This window comes from Nostoc sp. (assembly GCF_036917415.1).
In the GTDB taxonomy this organism is placed as follows: Bacteria; Cyanobacteriota; Cyanobacteriia; order Cyanobacteriales; family Nostocaceae; genus Nostoc.
Genome location: NZ_JBALDJ010000078.1, coordinates 24,244 through 43,338, shown reverse-complemented (window position 1 = coordinate 43,338; position 19,095 = coordinate 24,244). Strand labels below are relative to the sequence as shown.

16 protein-coding genes are annotated in these 19,095 nt (G+C 40.9%); 9 read left to right on the top strand and 7 right to left on the bottom strand.

Annotation, left to right across the window (positions count from 1 at the left end; genetic code table 11):
• Positions 1–274 precede the first annotated feature (274 nt).
• On the bottom strand, positions 275–1,003 hold the full coding sequence (locus tag V7K41_RS16180; RefSeq protein ID WP_334849707.1) for a class I SAM-dependent methyltransferase: 729 nt from the start codon (positions 1,001–1,003) through the stop codon (positions 275–277).
• Positions 1,004–1,542: 539 nt separating this feature from the next.
• Positions 1,543–2,013 carry a CRR6 family NdhI maturation factor gene (locus V7K41_RS16175; RefSeq protein ID WP_334849784.1) on the bottom strand — a complete coding sequence of 157 codons (471 nt, stop codon included), beginning with the start codon at positions 2,011–2,013 and terminating at the stop codon, positions 1,543–1,545.
• Between the two features lie 504 nt (positions 2,014–2,517).
• Here V7K41_RS16175 and V7K41_RS16170 point away from each other — a divergent pair.
• Together V7K41_RS16170 and V7K41_RS16165 are read left to right on the top strand one after the other, a co-directional pair.
• The gene (locus tag V7K41_RS16170) at positions 2,518–3,864 is read left to right on the top strand and encodes a glutamate-cysteine ligase family protein (protein WP_334849706.1); all 1,347 of its coding nucleotides are present in this window, start codon (positions 2,518–2,520) and stop codon (positions 3,862–3,864) included.
• Positions 3,865–4,597: 733 nt separating this feature from the next.
• Entirely contained in the window at positions 4,598–5,044 is a 447-nt protein-coding gene (locus tag V7K41_RS16165) for a Fur family transcriptional regulator (protein WP_334849704.1), read from the top strand.
• A gap of 85 nt (positions 5,045–5,129) precedes the next feature.
• Here V7K41_RS16165 and V7K41_RS16160 read toward each other — a convergent pair whose 3' ends face one another.
• A complete protein-coding gene (locus tag V7K41_RS16160; protein WP_334849702.1) occupies positions 5,130–8,150 on the bottom strand; it encodes a pentapeptide repeat-containing protein in 3,021 nt (1,006 codons plus the stop codon).
• A 143-nt stretch (positions 8,151–8,293) separates the two neighbouring features.
• On the opposite strand from V7K41_RS16160, the gene V7K41_RS16155 reads away from it, so the two are divergent.
• The 4 genes from V7K41_RS16155 to V7K41_RS16140 all read left to right on the top strand — a co-directional run bounded on the left by V7K41_RS16155 (position 8,294) and on the right by V7K41_RS16140 (position 12,841).
• A complete protein-coding gene (locus V7K41_RS16155; RefSeq protein WP_334849783.1) occupies positions 8,294–10,063 on the top strand; it encodes a DUF3685 domain-containing protein in 1,770 nt (589 codons plus the stop codon).
• Positions 10,064–10,173: 110 nt separating this feature from the next.
• A complete protein-coding gene (locus V7K41_RS16150) occupies positions 10,174–10,881 on the top strand; it encodes a diacylglycerol/polyprenol kinase family protein (protein ID WP_334849701.1) in 708 nt (235 codons plus the stop codon).
• A gap of 684 nt (positions 10,882–11,565) precedes the next feature.
• Positions 11,566–12,162 (top strand): DUF4360 domain-containing protein, encoded by a 597-nt coding sequence (locus tag V7K41_RS16145; RefSeq protein WP_334849699.1) that lies wholly within the window; start codon positions 11,566–11,568, stop codon positions 12,160–12,162.
• 160 nt (positions 12,163–12,322) lie between these two features.
• Positions 12,323–12,841: a hypothetical protein gene (locus V7K41_RS16140; RefSeq protein WP_334849697.1), complete on the top strand. Its 519-nt coding sequence runs from the start codon at positions 12,323–12,325 to the stop codon at positions 12,839–12,841.
• A 301-nt stretch (positions 12,842–13,142) separates the two neighbouring features.
• Here the strand turns inward: V7K41_RS16140 and V7K41_RS16135 are convergent, their stop codons facing one another.
• The 4 genes from V7K41_RS16135 to V7K41_RS16120 all read right to left on the bottom strand — a co-directional run bounded on the left by V7K41_RS16135 (position 13,143) and on the right by V7K41_RS16120 (position 17,413).
• Positions 13,143–14,594, bottom strand: a complete 1,452-nt coding sequence (locus V7K41_RS16135; protein ID WP_334849695.1) for a dihydrolipoyl dehydrogenase family protein — start codon at positions 14,592–14,594, stop codon at positions 13,143–13,145.
• 62 nt (positions 14,595–14,656) lie between these two features.
• A complete protein-coding gene (gene cobD, locus V7K41_RS16130) occupies positions 14,657–15,784 on the bottom strand; it encodes a threonine-phosphate decarboxylase CobD (RefSeq protein ID WP_334849693.1) in 1,128 nt (375 codons plus the stop codon).
• 26 nt (positions 15,785–15,810) lie between these two features.
• Positions 15,811–16,095, bottom strand: a complete 285-nt coding sequence (locus V7K41_RS16125) for an HU family DNA-binding protein (protein ID WP_010998076.1) — start codon at positions 16,093–16,095, stop codon at positions 15,811–15,813.
• Positions 16,096–16,771: 676 nt separating this feature from the next.
• Complete coding sequence (locus V7K41_RS16120; protein ID WP_334849692.1) at positions 16,772–17,413, bottom strand: Uma2 family endonuclease; 642 nt, start codon at positions 17,411–17,413, stop codon at positions 16,772–16,774.
• Positions 17,414–17,524: 111 nt separating this feature from the next.
• Here V7K41_RS16120 and V7K41_RS16115 point away from each other — a divergent pair, with 111 nt between their 5' ends.
• The 3 genes from V7K41_RS16115 (at position 17,525) to V7K41_RS16105 (ending at position 19,065) form a co-directional block, all read left to right on the top strand.
• Positions 17,525–18,145, top strand: coding sequence for a Uma2 family endonuclease (locus tag V7K41_RS16115; RefSeq protein WP_334849690.1), 621 nt, complete (start codon positions 17,525–17,527; stop codon positions 18,143–18,145).
• A 58-nt stretch (positions 18,146–18,203) separates the two neighbouring features.
• Positions 18,204–18,494, top strand: coding sequence for a DUF2281 domain-containing protein (locus V7K41_RS16110; RefSeq protein WP_334849688.1), 291 nt, complete (start codon positions 18,204–18,206; stop codon positions 18,492–18,494).
• A gap of 121 nt (positions 18,495–18,615) precedes the next feature.
• Positions 18,616–19,065, top strand: a complete 450-nt coding sequence (locus V7K41_RS16105) for a type II toxin-antitoxin system VapC family toxin (RefSeq protein ID WP_334849686.1) — start codon at positions 18,616–18,618, stop codon at positions 19,063–19,065.
• Positions 19,066–19,095 lie beyond the last annotated feature (30 nt).

The window sequence follows — 19,095 nt, the reverse complement described above, 5'->3', positions numbered from 1 at the left end:
CACGTATGACAGATGTACGCCCCTACCTATTTATCTGTATCAGATATTTCGTGAAATGATACTACCCATCACTAATACACTCTAAAAAATTTGATTTTTTAATTGGGAATCTCTTAACTTAACGTGAGTTCAATGAACCTCTCCCACCTAGCCCAATACCGTTCAGTTAAACCCAAAATCTTTAGATATGCGTTAGCCCAGCAAGATGAAGTACAATTTTGCATCTCTACAGATCGAGGTCAAATTCCCCATCTAAAATCCAAAATGGTATTAATTAGAGGCAAGCAATAAATGTCCAGCTTGCCATATATGTTCCCACAAAGATACTGGGATAATCAGTATTACTATCGGAAATAAACCAGTCAGGAGTCGCTTTCTGCTGTCGAACCCTCTTTTCCAAACCAATTTGTAAAGATATATTCTCATGAACAATTTTTGCATTAGCAATTTCTAGCATTTTTTCTATTGACTTTTGTAGCCACTCTGCTCGAACAAACAAAGTATGAGATGGATGATCGCCGTAGCAAAAAGGTACAATGAGAACAAGATATCCTTTGTCGTTTAGTATTTTATTCAGGCAAAATTGAATAATTTCTTGATCGTCTTTTTTCTCTTGGGTATCTTTGTTAATACTGTGAAATAACAAACCCGCTAGGACGACTGCATCAAATTTTTGATTATCTTCAACAAGTTCAGATAGGAAAAGCGATAAATCTTTGGTAACAAACTTTCTATTTGGGTAGAGTTTTAAACATTGTTCAATAGCTAATTCACTGTGATCGACTCCTAGATAGTCACATCGAGCCGGAAGATATTTGCTTAAAGCCCCATTACCGCATCCTAAATCTAATAAAGAGAATGAATTTTCTGGAAAAGCGTTACTTAAAAAACCACCTGTAGGTGTATATCGGGTGACATTTTCCGGGGATTCAAAGTAAGAATAATAATCATCTTGGAAACGTTCTTCTTCAGATGTTGCACGCTCAGGGACTAAATTTTTCATTCCAAAACCCTCATTTTCTCAAGCTTGTTGGATTACAAAATTGCTCTTTCAGCATATTGCGAACTACTGAAAGCGCTCTACTGAACAAGTATAAAATATAAATTGCTATCTTTCCTGTATAATAAACAGGTTTCTATCCTCAGCATATTTGCTATAGTTAATTTAAAAAATATCTTTTTAGATAGATAAAACTTTCATCCTTAGAGGACGTTTTAAATATCGCAAAATATACTATAGCAATCCTAAATGAGTCGTGAAAATCTCCGATTCCTCTCTCTGCGTTCTCTGCGCCTCTGCGGTTAATTTATTTTCACAAATGATTTAGGACTGCTATATGCATCAATACGATTCAGTTAAGTTTTTGGTATTGATTTCGGCAAATAGAGGCGCGAAATTATACTTCGTGTCTAGGCGCTAACGCTTCTCTACAGAGGATTTAGGGCTTAACTGAATGATATTGCATATAAGAAGAATAGCCTCACACAGTCCACTAAAACGAAGAAAATTTTCTCAAAACTCTTCCATGACCTATTAGCTATTTAAAATATTTCAAAAAAAGCATCATCTAATTCATAACCTAGAATTTGCGCCATAGATTTTAGTCGCGAGAGGCTAGGGATGTCCTGTTGTTTGAGCCAGTCACCTAAAGTAAAGATTTTGTGCATCAAAAATATCTCTAAGGCTTCGGGATTATACTGAATACCTTCTTGGGGACTGAACTGGTGTGGTACAAGCATTGCAGCATAACGGGCAAATTCCCCAGCTTTCCAATCTAGTAAAAATGGCAACCAGGGATATTTGGCATCTAGACGCACAAACCACAGCCGCACCTCTGGAATTTCTGAGAGTTCCCGTGGGTCGCCAGGTTCGAGATTGTAATTGACATCAAAGCGTAGCTGCTGTTCGTGGGATGCAACCCCATCTTGCAGCAGTTTTTCAATCACCGTTGATGCAGGGGACAGATCCAGATTGTTAATGAAGTCATTATTGAGTGCGATCGCGATTGTCATTGATTCAGCAGCCACTTTCTTGATGCTCAACTGTAGGATCGACAATCTACAGTAGCAGCTTTCAGGGATTGACGCTAGATTGACCTTTAGTTGCACAAACCAAAGTTAGCAGTCTCAACCCTTTGGCTGTGCATAATTGCCTCGCTGGGGATGCTTCTCGGTTTTGGCTTACCCTTAACTACAAACGTAACCGCTCATAAATTTCTTGCCATTTTTCATCTTTTTGCCATTGCCGGAAGTAATGATACACAGTTTTCCACTTAGGAAAATCGTTTGGGGAACTCCAGAAAATAAATTATCCAATTTCACGCCCATCAAAACGACTTTCCCTCCCCCTGCCCCCTGCCCCCTGCCCCCTGCCCCCTGCCCCCTGCCCCCTGCCCCCTGCCCCTGCCCTCAAAGCAATGGGATATTTTTTAAATTGGAAGTCCCTTGGGAGCATTCGCCATGCATAATGATGCGTGATGGCAGCAGGTAAAATATTATGCTCTTGTGGAGGTCTAGATGAATGTATTAAAGCGTCGTATTGGTCTTGAGCAAGAATTTTTTCTGGTAGATGAGACTGGTTATCTGAGCGAGCGCGCCGATGAGTTTTTGGAAGGTTGTCACTTAATGGCGCAAACACAAAGTTTAAACCCAAAGTACTTTGTGCCAGAGTTCGTCAAAAGCATGGTAGAAATTAACACACCTCCTGCCGACACTGGTACAGAACTAGCAAGAGTTTATCTCAAAAATCTCAAATTGGCGCTTTCTGTGGCGCAACAGATGGGTTTACGACTTTACCCTCTGTCTAGCTACCCTTTGCACATTACACCAGTTATGCGCGATCAGCCTAATTACCATATCCAAGCGCGGACTGTCGGCTATGAGAAATTTTTACACGCCGGCAAATGTACAGGTACACACCTGCATTTGGAAGTCCCGCCTGGGGTAATTGACCCTGATGTTGCAGTATCCTACAACTCGACATCAAAAGAGCGAGAAGAACTACTAAATATCTATAATTTAGCTACAGCTTGCGACTCAGCACTCATTTCTCTGACACGGGCGTGTCCCTTTTATGAAGGACAGGCGATCGGACTAGCCGCGCACACAACTCGTTATCGAGGTAGTGAAACCTTTGGCTGGGAAGGAGTTTACACTGATTTACAGCCAGTCGGCGGACTCATGCCTTATGCATTGAGTGTGGAGGGTTTAGTTGAACAGCAATTTGCTCGTTATTATACTTGGTTGCAAGCAATGGAAAAAGCTGGAATTGAACCGAACCTGTTCAAAGAAGCAGGAGTCAGCTTACTCAAGTCAGCTTGGAATCCAGTTAGACTCAACAATCTCGGCACAGTAGAAATTAGATGTATAGATAGTAACTATCCTTTAGTAATTTTAGCTGTAATTACACTGCTTGAGAAGGCGGCTGATCGAGTCAGGCGTGAGAAGTTAACAGTAAGACCAGCGAAAGAAATGCAGATATTTGAACTAGTTGGCGATCGCCTGTATGTACCAGATTTTGAATATCTATCAGGGGAATTGCTCTATACCTCGGCTACAGAGGGAGTTAAAAACCCCAAAGTTAAGGCTTATGTGAATTCAATTTTGCAGTTTGCAAGCGCTCCGGGTGGCGAAGGAGCAAATTTTCTGGCGAAAGTGAGCAAACACCTCGATCGCTATCAGACGGTAGAAGCTGGGATATTGCAAGAGTTTACCCCAACAACTGCTCAACTTCCATTAGATGACGGTTTGCGTTTAGTGCGTGAATGTTGTAACAAGCTAGAAGCACAAGTTTCGTCGATAGATACAGAAAATCCCCTAGCAGCGTTGGATGCTGATGAAGGATTGCTACTACAGCAGCATTAATCGAAACAGAGTGCAAAGTTTTTCATAAATACTTGAGGGGATAAGAAATAGTTGCCAACGGCAACTACCTCCTATATCATGTCCGCATAATTAGTTGTGATTCCCACAGTCATTGCACCCCACTCCTTTGTCTCCCCTCCCCGCTTGTGGGGAGGGGAGACAAAGGGCAGTTCGTTTAATAGATATTAATGCATCTTTATAGCGAATTGGTATGAAACTTTTTTGCTGACCTATACAAGGTTTATACACAAGTCTAACCTTCTCAAACTTATTTGATACTTTTGCTTAGTTTTCACTGGTTATAACAAATATACATCTAGTTCCTAGTCTTGATATGAGTTGCTGTCCATCGCCACTCACGTACACCGGATTTTGCTAAACTTAAATGTTACTTTCTAATTACGATAAATACTTGCATTTAACTAAAAAATTACTACACGATTAACATGGTATGTCATTAGAATTATCCTACTTGGAAAAGGCAACGCCTGCCCCAAGGTGGACATTTACAGCAATTTTAAGTTAAAGTTGTAATGAGTTTGTTTTAGATTAAGGTCTGACAAAGTAGCCGTCAAGAAGCAAAAAAATCATTATCGCCACCTGTCACTTTTGCAGCATCAAAAGCCAAAACATAAGTGCAGGTAAAACAGCGGTGTGCAATATCATTGCATATATTAAATAACCAATAAACATTTAGATCGGAAAATTCCCCCAACAGTTAACAAGCTGTAATATGCAAAATCAAACAATTACTACAAAACCAATTCGTTCCTTAGAAGATGCGCTTGAGCGCTGTCAAATCTTGGGTATGCGCGTTAGTCGTCAGCGTCGTTTTATTCTGGAATTACTTTGGCAAGCAAATGAACATCTTGCTGCAAGAGAGATTTACGATCGCTTGAACCACCAAGGTAAAGAGATCGGTCATACCTCTGTTTATCAAAATTTAGAAGCATTATCCAGTCAAGGCATCATTGAGTGTATTGAACGCTGTGATGGGCGTTTGTACGGCAACATTAGTGACTCTCACAGTCATATCAACTGTGTGGATACAAATCAAATTCTTGATGTTCATGTGGAACTACCAGAAGATTTGATCCGCAAAATTGAAGAAGAAACAGGAGTGCGGATTACTGAGTACAGTATTAACTTTTTTGGCTACCGCAATCCGCAGGAGGGCTAGGGGATTGGGGAGCAGGGGAGAAGTTGCAGTAAGTTTTCTCCTCTGCCTCTGTGCCCCTTTCCACCTCTTCCCCGTGCCCAATGCCCTATTCCCCAATCGAATTATTGCCAAAAACTGTTTCATCATCGGCATCATCATCATCTAAATCTACTGACAAAATTGCGCCTTCACAGCTTTCAATTAGTCCGATCGCAGGGGTTTTGTTCCAATTAACATTTGTGTTTGGCGTGATTTTCACGGTGTTTAAGAAGGGTTGCTGCAATCGCAAATGTTTCAGTTTTTGAAACAACTCTTTAGATAATAAAGCACCATTATCAGCGGCCAATTTTTTGTCAGTTGCAGCAAGGATGGCGTCAAATAAGCAAGCGTTGGTGAGATCGGCAGAATTAAGATTTGTCCCCATAAGGTTTGCCTGTTGCAAGTTTGCGCCTGTGAGATTTGCCTGTTGTAGATTCGCACCTGCAAGGTTTGCGTGTTGTAAGTTTGCACCTGTGAGGTTCGCCTGTTGCAAATTAGCTCCAGCCAAATTCGCCCCTGTTAACTCCGCATTAGATAAATTTGTTTGCTCAAGATTTACCCCAGTTAATATCACTTGCGATAAAGAGGCTCCCGATAAATTGAGTCCAGACAGAGACTTAATTCGGGTTGCAAAGGCACTTTTATGTAAAATCGTTGTCCTAGCAATTAGCACACTCAGCACCTCTGGATTGAACTCTGTCAAATTGACTGGATTCCCACAAGGCCAAAAAGGAACTTTTGTTTCTCGGTAGCAAGCACAAAGCAATAAAAATAGATTCAGTCCCACCGCAGCGTTCACTTGTTCAACATTGACAAGGTTTTGCAGTGCGTGAAAATTAGTCAAAGCGTTGTGGGCTATCCCCTCATCTAACCAACGTCCTTGACAGTAAGCACGCCAGAAAGATAAAAGACGTTGAAACAAAACTTCAAACGAAAATTTGTGCTTTTGTTGGCGACGCAATCCGGCGATCGCTAGTTCTTCAATTTCTTGGCTAAGTATCCCGTAACCTAGTAAATTATAAATATTCTGGGCTACGCTACTAGGAGAATCAAGTACAAAAGTGGGCGTACCATAAGCTTCATCTTGGTACTGAGTCAGAAGTTTAAGTTGGGCAGCAATCGCATCTGCACAAAGAGATTCTCCTAACTTGAGATGCGAAAACTCAATTAAACTACTTTTCGTTGCGCTTTCGCCTGAGCTTTCTACATCCCAAATTTTAAAATAAAACGCTGGTAAAGTATTAAATTCACCAGCTAGATTAATTTGATGACGTTGGGAGTGTAAAATTTTGAGAGCGATCGCTTGCATCTGCTCAAGTAAATTTTGGGGATGACGATCGGCGAGTAAATTAGCGATCGCTTCTGGAGTCCGGTGGATATGAGCCGTACCCGAACGCAGTAGCATTGTTTTGATCCCACCACTTAGCGGATAACCCAACAACCATCGACTCAGCCGATGATGAATTTCTGATAACAGAAAAGACTTTTGGGTATTAGCAGCTAACTGCAACAGTTCATCATCTAGCAATCCTTCGCGGTGCAAGATGCCCAACAAATGCAGCATTAGGGGTTGACGGACAAGGGCAGATAATTCTCTTAACTTTGATTGGCTGGTAAATAACCCTGCTTGTTTTAGAAATGTAAAGAAATTTTGAGTAATGGGTAATGATTGCACTTTTGCCCACTGTTGAAACCATTGTTTGAGTTCGTCCACATCCAATGGCTGAATAATAATTCGCCTCAACAACAATAGGGGTAGTTCGGAAATGATTTCTGGTAACGTCTTTGACCGACTCGTTAACACAATTTTGTGTCGCTGCTGAGATTGAAAGTTCAATAATTGCTGAATAAAAATTGCTTGTGCCCTGATACCCTGAGCAGAATGGGGCAATTCATCCAAACCATCCAGCAGCAACAGACAAGGAAGATTTTCTTGCTCTAACCAAGTTGAAAGATTAACACCAAAGGCAGAATTTAGAGTTTCAATTAAAGTTTTACCGTATTTTACATTTCGCAACCTAATTACTATAGGCATCCAAGTAGGGTACAATTCCTGTGCTACCTGGGCTGCCCAAAGTTGGCAAAAACTAGTTTTTCCATAACCAGGTTCTGACTCAATGACAGCGATCGTTTCTAAATCAGTTAGCTGTTGCTGTACCCATGTTTTTAAATCAACTGGTTTAACAGCTTTTTTATCTTGCTCAGAAATATTTTCCTCTATTGGTAAGCCTTTTTGTGGCACATAGATATCCTTAAGAGCAAAGGATTCCATTAGCAAAGGTATACTGAGGTTTTTAATCAAGCTTGCACGGTAATGTTCTCGGTGCAAATCAATTTTCTCACCGACTGTAGAACCAACTTCTGGGGTAATGAAACTGCGAGATAACGAAATCCCCAAACGGAAAAATTTTTGCAGTTGGGCTAAAGGTGCAGCATTCTCAGTGACGACTACCAGTATGTCACCAGGAAGTGAGTTGACCAAACGCTGTGTTATAAGTTTCGCTTCCGGTTCCTCTGCACCATTGGCAACTAACCAAGCTATAGTAACGTTATTTATTTGTTGCACCAGTAATGAATCTGCAACCGAAGACAGTGCTTGTTCAGCTTGAGTATCAGTCAATTTACCTGGGCTGAGAGTTTTCAGCAATCCTTGTAGTTGCGGTTCTTGGAGGATGAATTTACCAACGTCCTCTTTAAGGATGTGTGGTTGTATGGGTATAATTGCCCGGTCTAACCACGGTTTTTGTAGGCTTGCTTCCTGCTCTAAAATTGCTTGTAAAGCCTGGAGATAGGCAATTTGAAACGCTAACCATGTGCCTTCGTTACGTTTTAATGGTTTTTTTTGGCTAAGGCTACGTAACAGTTTTTCTGTCAACTGGGAAATGACACTGATTTCTTCCCAAACAATACTTAAAGGCAGTTCTAAAACCTCTACTAAGGTACAGATATTAAAAGGCATTAGGCTTTTGACTTCCATATCCTGAACAATATGGTAGGCAATACCTGCTAATTGCCCCTCAGAAAAACCTTTGATTTGATTGATTGCGATATGGCGTTCTGCCAACCAGTGCCGAATACTCAGGTTCATTTAATTACACAGTGAAGGCTGCATAAGGCAATTATGATCGATTTATCAGTTTGCGAAAACAGGTGACAATGAAGAAGACAAAGTTTTGTATCAAAGCTGTTTTCTGATTGGTAAAAAACAGTGCTGATGTAATTGAGTGGATTATGAGCGATCGCCCTCTAAAATTATTGTTAATCGACCAAGACCCGATTTTCCGTCTGGGATTACGGGTAGCCCTAGAAGCGATTCCTAACTTAGAAGCGATCGCAGTTGTAGAAACCGACACCATTGCCTTGCAGATTCTAGCAGAAATTGCTGAAAAAGACCCTAATCAAATAAATTTGGTAGTTTTAGAATTCGGTAATGGTCGCTCCACCACCAGTCAACAGCTAGGTTTACAATTCTGTCGGCAACTCAGAGCTTTATATCCCAACCTACCAATTTTGCTCCTCAGTTCTGTGCAAGAACAAGGACTGCTATTAGCTGCGAAATCTGTTGGTGTAAATGGCTACTGCCCCAAAGGTACACCACTTCCTGAGTTAGTCGCCGCCATGCAAGAAGTTGCAGATGGTGGTTCCTATTGGTTTCAGGACACGCAAGCAATAATAACTCCTAATTTCCCTAGTACAGAAGCGATTAATCGCGTCTCTTCCCACTCCCTACTCCCCTTCTCTAAGCTGCGAAATAATTTACGTTTGTCAGGAATCGCTAATATTGATGCTACCTTCGCCGCAGTAACAACACAATTACAAGTTCCTGGATTACCAGTACTAGATCGAGCCATTCTAGCTGGACAGCGGCGAGAACTGCTAGCGGCTCGTTGGTTGCTAAATCGGTTGTTGGTTTCATCACAAGAAAGGCAAGAGGAACAGATTCCGCTTGCTGATGAGCCACCTTTGACTCCTTCATTAAGTAGTGCCATTCAACAAAGGCAAACCGTATCACCTTTACTTAGTCCAGGAACCCTACAGTCTGCCTTGTTTACATCTTGTGTTACTAAACTTCAATTTCCTTTAAGAAATGTCACAGATATACCTTTAGAAATTGATATCTTTCGTGAAGATAAAAAACGGGAATTACTTTATCTGATACTACAAAAATTGGCTGAACAGTTGGATGAACTGCGTGCTTCTCAAATAGAGATAAATCAATTATATGAACTAAAAAATACTTTAATAAGTGATTTATGGCAAGTAGCAATTATAAATTTCTTTGGGAAATTTTCTCGGATAAAAATAGTTAATAAAAATGTAAAAATTGTTAATTTACTGCTGCAAAATACAGAGGTTGTACAAAGAGATATCCTCAATAAAATTCCGCTAGTTTGTGAGTTGTATTCTTATCTCTTATTTCAAACAGAATTGAACATTGATAATACCTCTTATCCAGTAGTGAGCGCCGAAGCCAAGTCGCAAGCATTGACGATTTTAGAGAACTTGTTGATTCAGGTAGCGAATGGAGTAGTGCAACCACTGTTAAATTCTTTAGCAGATGTAGAAGAGATTAAGCAAAACTTTTATGGGCGCCAGTTGATTTCTACAAGGGAAATTGAACGGTTTAGAAATGATTTGTCGTGGAAATATAGATTAAAAAATTATATAAACGAGCCAAAAGCAGTTTTTGAAAGTCGCTATGAACTATTTGTAATTGTACCTCGTGGCATTGCCAATACTTCAGTTTATGCTCCTCGAAATCAAGAGTTAGTAAAACTTTCTAATATTCCTTTAGTAGTAACATTGCTCCTAGAATTTAGTGATGCGATCGCACCGCGTCTAAAATCGCTAGTAGCTTTTGTCGGTAGCGGTATAGTTTTTATCCTTACCCAAATAGTTGGTCGGGGTTTAGGTTTAATCGGTCGTGGTATTCTTCAAGGTATTGGTAGCGTTTCGTCAGCAGAAAAGAACTTTAGACGAAATAGCGATCGACCCAAATGAAAAAGCAGGGCGGCAAAGGGCACAGGGAGGCAGGGAAAGAATGACCAATGACAAATGACCAATGACCAATGACCAATGACCAATGACAAATGACAAATGACCAATGACAAATGACAAATGACTTTATTGGGCTAGCAATTTCTTATGTTTACGCTACCAGTCTGCTTGTGATTGGCGAGGGATTGCGTAAGCTGTTTGCCGTGAAGCCAGATTTAACTCGCAAAGTAATCCATATTGGTGCAGGGATGTGGGCTTTCGGCGTCCTGCTACTGTTTAGGAACTGGGAAATCGGAATTATACCTTTTGCTACCTTTATCGGACTGAACTACCTGTTTTACCGCTACCGAATCATCGGCGCAATGGATACCCAGGATAGCTCACCCGGTACGATTTATTTCGCTATCTCAGTGACACTGCTTTTCGGGCTACTATGGCGACCAGAGGGGCCAGTAGATAGCGCTCCAATTGCTGTAGCAGGGATAATGGCGATGACCTGGGGTGATGCACTAGCAGCATTAATTGGTAGACGTTTTGGGCAGCATAAATACCAAGTGGGAAGTTCTGTACGTTCCTGGGAAGGTTCAGCAGTAATGTTTGTAACGAGTACAGTAGTGATTTTCTTGGTGCTGTTACTGCTACCTGGTTCGTCGCTGAGTCCCCTCGCAACGCCTTTAAGCTTAGGATGGGCCTTGTTGACGGCGGTGGTAACTGCTACTTTCGCAACCCTAGCAGAGGCAGTTTCGCCCCACGGCACAGATAACCTCAGCGTACCTCTAACAGCGGCGGGAGTAGTTTGGATTTTCATGCAGGGTTTTTAAAGCATTTCCAATTACCTCGTTCCCAGTCTACAACTTGAATTTCAGCCACTCATAATGTAGATTTTCAATAAAAACAGCTATTTCACTCCGATGTCTGCGGCGGGCTGTGACGCTCGACGGCTTACTAACGCTGCGCTATTGGTATCGCACTATTAAATCGGTGATTTATACCCCTAATTTTTAGCACCTAACTTTGGAGTACTGCTCCTTCATACTACAATACTACTATTTTGAAGTTTGCAGTGTTCGGAAACACAATATGTCTGTGATCGAGAACACATATTTGTTGATAAAGACAACTATATGATCTTCCACACATGGAAGTACAGCAAGAACGCATCTTGCAACTTGATGTCCATTTTATTTCTGTTAATTCCAGTGATACACCGTTATGCTTCATTTTCTGATTGAGCAGAAATTGTCAAAGCATACCTGAAAGGATTTCCCACAATTGAAGAAGGCAGAAGCCTGTAAGTATCAATCAAAACTTTAGTTGTGGGTGATTGCCCACTACTAGAACAAAATTGTGTCGAGATATGTAACACCAGACACAAAGCATCCTTGCTTCAATCTCATGCTTTTAAGCGTGGGATTAAACCAAAGATGCCTTCATACCTCGTACCTTCTGGCTTCTGAATGCATTTTTCATCAAAAAACAACTCTAGCAACATAGGTACAATCAATATGAACTTTAAACAATTTGGTGTATTACTGTCTATATCTACAATTCTTGGAATCAACGTGATTGCGACCAAGGTTTTGGCTGAAGACTCGCCTAGTATTACTTTTGGAGATGCAATCGGATCTGGTGGATGTATTGTTGACGATCAGCTTCCTGGAGAGGATGGTAGAAGCTTATCGATCGTCTTGGATAACTTTAATGCATTCAATGGTCAGCGTAAAAAGTGTATTTTACGTGTTCAAACTTTTATTCCAAGTGGTTTTATCGTCCAAGATGTACAAGTACTGTACCAAGGAACTACTGATGTTGATAGCAAGAGTAAAGGTACCAGCTTAAACAGAACTTATAGCTTTAGTGGTGGTGCTCTTGGTCAAGCTGTAGCTCCCGCTAAAACTACCAAGTTTACATCTGGTAAGGCATTTGCAGAGCAAGATGAGATTACTGTTCTAGCTGCTTCAGGTTTATGTAGTGGTGGTGGACAAGGACTATTAGGTATTAATCTGATTGCACAATCCTCACAAGGAAGTAATATTTTCGTTGATACAGCCGATCTCAATGCTGGGGATGTGAGACTTTATTTTGACCTAAAGCGTTGCTAGTCGTTGCTTTTAGCGATTCTGCGGATAGATAATGATACACCGCACCAAATTCCAAATTTAGTGGTCTTCAATGAGTGGTGAGTCTAAATCCCCCACTCATTGAATCTACCGAATGTATTCTTCTTTAAGATTATAAATTTCTGTTGATGGAGAGGAAGTTATGTTGAGATTAAGTGATGCACGTAATTTTTTCATATTAATGTGCTTGTCTTTTATCTGTTGTTATGATGCCAATTCATCTAGCGCTGCTGCTCCAATAGACAACCAGCCAAAATTTTCGGTTAATAAGAGATGTAATATAAGTTTCGATCCGCAAATAAGTCAGTTTACACTTCGCGCTCCTATAACTGTAAATGCACAATCGTCAAGGGCTAGATGTATCATTAGAATTGATACCTCTAATACTCAAAAGCAATTTAGGCTCGTGCCTTTAGCTTTCAAAGGTGTAGTAAAGAAAGCACCAGCACGAGTAGCTATCACATCATTTTTACTTGGCGATAAAGCAACACCATATCAAATAACATATGGAAGTGCTATAAATTTTGATTTGACCAATAAAATACTTCCAACTAACTATACAGCTACAGGAAAAAGTGTTTTAGGCATTAATTTAGTATTAACAACAACCGGAGGAGAATTAGAGTTGACAGAGCTAAAGTTTGCAGTTCAACAAAAATAAGAAGAGGATGTTTTAAAAGTCACAAAAGATATAATTTTGCTATTCAGCACGGGGTTAAGTGCGACGAAAAATTAAGGTTTTACCCATGTACTGAGATGCTTGGCTGTGCTAACTATGAGAGCAAAATACTCTTTTAAAACATCCTCTAAGCTCAATTTTGAGGGATGCTCCCCAATTATAATGACGTTGCGTTTACAATCAAGGTGCTGTCAATATTGGCAAAGGCAGCGAGAACTGCAAAGTCAGTAATAATATCAGCACCTTCTTTAAGTTATTATAGTGACAACTCTGTGCGTAAATGCTAATTCCAATTGCGGCAGAAATGGAAGAAGCCTTCTAAAAACTCTTGCAAAGGAATGTTGGTATTTAACTTTTGCTTACTCCACTCTCTTGCAGTTCGTTCCAAAATTTCTGAAAAACTGGGATAGGCATGAGATAAATTTGCTAGATGTTTGACTTTAATTTTTTGTGATATTGCTAAGGCAATCAAATTAATTAATTCGCCAGCTTCTGCCCCCAATATCGAAGCTCCCAAAATTTCGCCGTTGTATAGCACAATTAATTTACACATACCAGTGGTTTCGTTCCGAAGTTGGGCTGCTGCCACTGTTTTAAAATATTGTCGCAAAACTAAAATTTTATCTCGGCTAAATAGGCGTTTTGCCTGTGCTTCTGTCAAACCCACTTGCGCCAGCATCGGTACAGAAAACATCGCCCAAGGAATGGAGCGATAATTTACTCGTAACCTGGGGAAAAAGAGTGCATTGTTTAGCGCAATTTTTGCTTCATAATTAGCGATATTGGCAAAGTCGTAACCACCAATTACATCACCACAAGCATAAATACGGTGGTTAGTGGTTTGCAGCTTATCATTCACAACTAAGCTACGCTGATGCCATTTCACACTTACTGCTGCCAGATTTAAAGATTCAAGATTCGGCTGTTGTCCAGTCGCCACTAAAATTTCATCAGTTTCAATGGCCTTATCTCCTGCTTGAATCCACTTTTTATTCTCAATTAGCCTCACCTGAGTTACTGGTTTTTTAGTGAGGACGCGTACACCTTCGACTTCCAACTGCGCCTGAAGCAATATAGCTATCTCAGGGTCTAGATATGGAAGAATATATGGATGCTTGACTACCAGCGTCACACTGCAACCAAACCTTGCTAAAGTTTGAGCGATTTCAATGCTTTGGGGAATTCCACCGATAATTACCCAATTTTTGGGTAATGTCCCTCCCTGTAAGGATTGCCAAATATTAGAAAGGGTTAGATAGCCAGTGGCTTGCAATCCTTCAATTTCAGGAATTTCTGGAAGCGAACCACTGGCCAGCAAATAAGTACGGGCACGTAGTAGGCGATTGTTAACGGCAAAAGCCAATTGGGGTGAAGATTGAAATTGACCACTGCCAACGATGACATCGACTCCCTGCGCCGCCAGGATAGCTGGGGAATACTGTTCTTGGAAATTTGAGGCGACGCATTGAGCATACAGCATCGCTTCTTGCCACGCCATAGATATGTGGCATTCTTCTGAGGTATCAGTGTATGTGGCATGAATACCAAAACCAGCCACATCCTTCAACTTCTGCGCTATTTTACCAATTTCGATAAGAGCATGGTGATGAGTAAACCCGTAGTCTACTTTGGGTTGTACCAAGGCAACTGTAGCACGTAGTTGGGTTGCAGCAAGAGCAGCATAGTATCCAGCAAGACTGCCACCAATAATTACAACATCATAGTCAATTGTCATTTGTCATTTGTCATTTGTCATTGGGCATGAAGGAGAATGAAAAATTAGCTCATCTCCCTCATCTACCCTACTCCCCACTTCTCACTCAGCACTGAGTTTAACGCTGTTAGTAAACGTTGGTTATCGGACTCTTTACGTACAGCAACCCGGAAAAAGCGATCGCCTAGTTCTTTAAAACTAAGGCAATCGCGAATTAAAATCTGGTGATGCTTGAGTAATTGTTGCTGTAACTGGGAAGTAGATTCTTGAGACTCAACCAGTAAAAAATTAGCAGCACTTGCTTGGGGTTGCAATCCTGGAATTTCAGCTAAACCCTGAAACAGTTGGTTTCGTGCAGGTGGTAGCCATGCCCAGGTTTCCTGCTGAAACTCCGTATCTTGGAGTGCCGCAATTGCTGCTGCTGCCGCTAGTGTGTTTACAGGCCAAGGATCGCGCCATAGCTGCCATTTAGCTAGGCAGTCAGGGTGTGCGATCGCATATCCTAATCGCAGTCCTGGAAGACTGTAAAATTTGGTCAGCGATCGCAACACTACTAAATTTGGATATTCTTGCACCACCGGAATTAGGCTTTGTTCTTCATTGGGCGGCACAAAATCCATAAATGCTTCATCCACCACAACCAAAGCAAATTGCTCGAGGTAGGGCAAAATAGACTCCCGCGAAAATAACTTTCCGGTTGGGTTGTGGGGGTTATTCAGCAATAGTCCTTTGTCCTTTGTCCTTTGTCCTTTCTCAATGACCAATACTTCTCTACGAGAGGCTGCGCCAACGGCAAAGCTCAGTACAAGTGACCAATGACCAATGACCAATGACAAAGGACACTCCAGCACTTTAGCGTTGTACGCTGCCAAGGTTCGGTAGTAGTCGCCAAAGGCTGGAGTGATTAAAATTGTTGCGGCTAATTGAGCTAATTCCCTACCGATTAAAGTGAGTAATTCTGCGGAGCCGTTACCCGGCAGAATCCACTCAGACGGCAGTTGATGGAAGTGACTGAGAGCTAGTCTCAGTTCACTATAATTTGGGTCTGGATAGTGCTTAAGATTACCAATCTGGGACTTAATAGCAGCGATCGCGCTATTTGGAGGCCCTAACGGGCTGATGCTAGCAGAAAAATCCAGAATAGCATCAGGGGGACAGCCAGCCAGTGCTGCTGCCCAGGCTAAATTTCCCCCGTGTGCAGGTTGCCGCATTAAAAAAGAGTTCCCGAAGACAGAACCTATGCTTTTGGGGGTGCTACCTTTTCTCTAAACAGTTTTCCTGCCGAGAAGGCAGGAACTCTCGTCGCTGGAATTTCCATCTTTTCATTTGTTTTCGGGTTACGGCCTTCGCGGGCTTTACGTTCCCGTGATTCAAATGAGCCAAATCCCACCAACGTTACCTTATCACCAGAGGAAACTGCTTCAATAATCGTTTCCAAAGCGGCAGTTAAGACTGCATCCGCTTGTTTCTTGGTAACACTAGCCTTTTCAGCTACGGCATCAACTAATTCACCTTTGTTCATGTCAAACTCCTGAAGGTTTACTTGAGATTTCAGTACGGATGCACATTAATACATTTGTACTGAAATCTTTGCTTGCGGAAATACAAAAATCAGCCTTTGGGAGTATTTTTACTCAAAACGGCTGTACATCCCATCGGCTCGACTTTTCAATGAATCATTCTAAGGTGTTGTAGCCTGATGTGGATAGATGAAACCATTAATTTATATAGATTTCGGGATTTTTTGTAATTTTAGGGTACTTATTTCCCTAAAAACTACCCCAAAAGTAGGAAAAAATACTTAATAAATAGCGCAATCGTCAAGAAAACTGAGGAGTGGGGAGGTGGGAAATAGTCAGCCTTTGTTGGGATTAATTACTAATGTTGAAGAGTTATTGCTGAGATTAAGCAATTCTTATGGAAATTGAAGGCTCAGATTCCCGATTTCTCCAAAAAGTCGGGGATTTTGTTTACTTTTCATGTCATCTGGAAAATCCAATGTGAAAATTAACCTCTTAGCAAGCTTCTTTGATAGGGAAGGGAGAAAAATTAAAGCCTTTACCCTATAAATCTATCCATTAGTCACATCTTTCTTAACATTTGGGTAGCGATCGCTGCACCAACGTCTTCTGGTACGTCCACTATGCGTAGCTTGCTTCTTCATAGGGGTACAACGAACGCAGGCACTCAATAAACGCTTATTCCCTAGCAGAAATTTTCTGTTGCACCCAAGCCCGAAAAGCACGGGTAGTAGCAATTTCCCCATTCTTCTTCGCTTCTTGGATAAACCGAGGAATCTCCTTGACCGACACAGGTGCAAAAGTAGGGCTGGTTTCGACTTCTGAGTATTGCCTATCTGCAAGCGTGTAGACTCGCAACACACTGCCGTTATAGCGCCAAAATTCAGGGACTCCCATTGCAGCATAAAGCTTAAGCTTGTCTATTGCAGACCTGGAATATTCCACTTCCAGCACAAGGTCAGGGGGCGGATCGGTGGCGATGTCAATATTTTCTTGATCTCGAACTAGCGCTTCATTTTGGATGTAATAGCTACTATCTGGCTCCGCTCCTTGCTGCAAATCATCCCGCGTTAAAGTTAATGAACCAGCGCGTCTAATTTCCCAGCCCAACTCTTCGCACAGGACAACAACAAAACCTTCAATTACACGGTTTGAGTTCTCGTGTGGCATTTGTGGGGTCATGATTTCTACGGTTCCATTGTCATAAGCCAGTCGGGAGTTACGATCTGAACCCATTTCAGCCAGCATAGTTTTAAATGTCTGCCAGCTGATGTTTTGGAGTAAAACCCTATTTTCTGCGGATGTTGTTATTGCCACCATAGTTCACTTCTTTGCAACAAACCTTTTGCCAGTACTGTACCCCTTAATATTACTGTTAAGGCAGAACGTAAGGAAGGGTATGATCGAAACAACTACTAGGGGTGATAGATTATGACTCAAGCCATACCAAAACTAGTAACCTTTGAAGATTTTGCAGCGTGGCGACCCGAAGGTGGAAGATATGAATTACATGATGGAGTGATTGTTGAAATGGCACAACCAGTAGGAGACCATGAGGATATTGTTGGGTTTCTGGTTGAAAAAATTGCTATTGAGTACGTTCGTAATGGTCTACCTTATACAATCCCCAAAACTGCGCTCATTAAACCAACTAATTCGGAATCTGCCTATTCCCCAGATGTGCTATTACTGAATCGCCCTAATTTAGTGAATGAGCCGCTATGGAAAAAAGAATCAACTGTAACCCTTGCAGCATCAATTCCCTTAGTAGTTGAGGTAGTTAGTACCAACTGGGATGATGATTACTACACAAAACAGGGTAAGTATGAAGGTATTGGAATTCCTGAATACTGGGTTGTAGATTATCTCGCTCTAGGTGCTAAAAAGTTCACTGGCAATCCCAAACAGCCTACTATATCTATTTATCAATTAATCGATGGTGAATACCAAGTTACTCAATTTAGAGGCAGCGCTAACATAGTCTCGCCTACTTTCCCGGAATTGAATTTAACCGCCGAACAGATTTTTCAAGCTGGAGGTCTACCAACGTAGCCACAAATCCATTTGCTGTTTTATGCTCCTAAAAAATGTCAGTTAAAGAGGCGTGAATATGAAAATAAAAGAACAACTTATCAAAGAAATTGAATCAGCACCAGATGCACTTTTGACTGAAACACTTAATTTCTTACGTTTTTTGAAAACAAAGGAAACTCAAGTGCAACCAACACAACATCAAGTAGAATCTGCTAATCATACTACTGTTAATTCCACAGGAAGCTCACTTCTAGAACATCTGAAAACTATAAATACTTGGGAAGGCGATGACTTAGAGGAGTGTCTAAAGCTAGTAATTGCTAGTCGCGGTCAAGCAGAGTTTAATGAAGATAATCCTTTTGAATAAGTAGGTCGGTATAAAGATTTGTTGTTGGGATAAGGCAGGAGGCAGAAGGCACGAGGAAAGAGGGTTTTAGTCTAGTTTATCTTTCTTCACATAGTTTGGTTTTATTGTACCAACTTACTTAATGTACCTAATCGATACAAATCACTGTAGTCAAGCTATTTTAGGTAATGTCAATATATTAAGTCGTCTTGCTGAGGTTGAAAACAGTCTAGTTTCAACTTGTGTCATTGTGCAGGGAGAATTAATAGATATGGCAGCACGTTCTCAAAAGCAACAAATTAATTTAGCATTAGTAAGAAATTTTCTTAGCGGTATATACATTTACAATATTGACCAGAAAACTGCTAATACTTATGGTCAACTCAAAGCTGCTTTATTCAATCAATTTGCACCAAAAGAAAAAAGTAAACGTAGAAAAACTAAAATAACTGATTTAGGTTTTGGTGAAAATGATTTGTGGATTGCTTCTATTGCTCTGCAACAAAATCTCACTATTGTCTCAGCCGATAGCGACTTTCAACGTATTCAACAAGTAAGAACATTATCTATTGAATCTTGGTTTACAAGCTGAAAACTCATATTTTTTCAAATATTTTTATAG

Excerpts from the sequence above, each read along its gene's own strand:
- V7K41_RS16180 (WP_334849707.1), bottom strand. The coding sequence starts at position 1,003 with ATGAAAAATTTAGTCCCTGAGCGTGCAACATCTGAAGAAGAACGTTTC.
- V7K41_RS16175 (WP_334849784.1), bottom strand. The coding sequence starts at position 2,013 with ATGACAATCGCGATCGCACTCAATAATGACTTCATTAACAATCTGGAT.
- V7K41_RS16170 (WP_334849706.1), top strand. The coding sequence starts at position 2,518 with ATGAATGTATTAAAGCGTCGTATTGGTCTTGAGCAAGAATTTTTTCTG.
- V7K41_RS16165 (WP_334849704.1), top strand. The coding sequence starts at position 4,598 with ATGCAAAATCAAACAATTACTACAAAACCAATTCGTTCCTTAGAAGAT.
- V7K41_RS16160 (WP_334849702.1), bottom strand. The coding sequence starts at position 8,150 with ATGAACCTGAGTATTCGGCACTGGTTGGCAGAACGCCATATCGCAATC.
- V7K41_RS16155 (WP_334849783.1), top strand. The coding sequence starts at position 8,294 with ATGAGCGATCGCCCTCTAAAATTATTGTTAATCGACCAAGACCCGATT.
- V7K41_RS16150 (WP_334849701.1), top strand. The coding sequence starts at position 10,174 with ATGACAAATGACTTTATTGGGCTAGCAATTTCTTATGTTTACGCTACC.
- V7K41_RS16145 (WP_334849699.1), top strand. The coding sequence starts at position 11,566 with ATGAACTTTAAACAATTTGGTGTATTACTGTCTATATCTACAATTCTT.
- V7K41_RS16140 (WP_334849697.1), top strand. The coding sequence starts at position 12,323 with ATGTTGAGATTAAGTGATGCACGTAATTTTTTCATATTAATGTGCTTG.
- V7K41_RS16135 (WP_334849695.1), bottom strand. The coding sequence starts at position 14,594 with ATGACAATTGACTATGATGTTGTAATTATTGGTGGCAGTCTTGCTGGA.
- cobD (WP_334849693.1), bottom strand. The coding sequence starts at position 15,784 with ATGCGGCAACCTGCACACGGGGGAAATTTAGCCTGGGCAGCAGCACTG.
- V7K41_RS16125 (WP_010998076.1), bottom strand. The coding sequence starts at position 16,095 with ATGAACAAAGGTGAATTAGTTGATGCCGTAGCTGAAAAGGCTAGTGTT.
- V7K41_RS16120 (WP_334849692.1), bottom strand. The coding sequence starts at position 17,413 with ATGGTGGCAATAACAACATCCGCAGAAAATAGGGTTTTACTCCAAAAC.
- V7K41_RS16115 (WP_334849690.1), top strand. The coding sequence starts at position 17,525 with ATGACTCAAGCCATACCAAAACTAGTAACCTTTGAAGATTTTGCAGCG.
- V7K41_RS16110 (WP_334849688.1), top strand. The coding sequence starts at position 18,204 with ATGAAAATAAAAGAACAACTTATCAAAGAAATTGAATCAGCACCAGAT.
- V7K41_RS16105 (WP_334849686.1), top strand. The coding sequence starts at position 18,616 with ATGTACCTAATCGATACAAATCACTGTAGTCAAGCTATTTTAGGTAAT.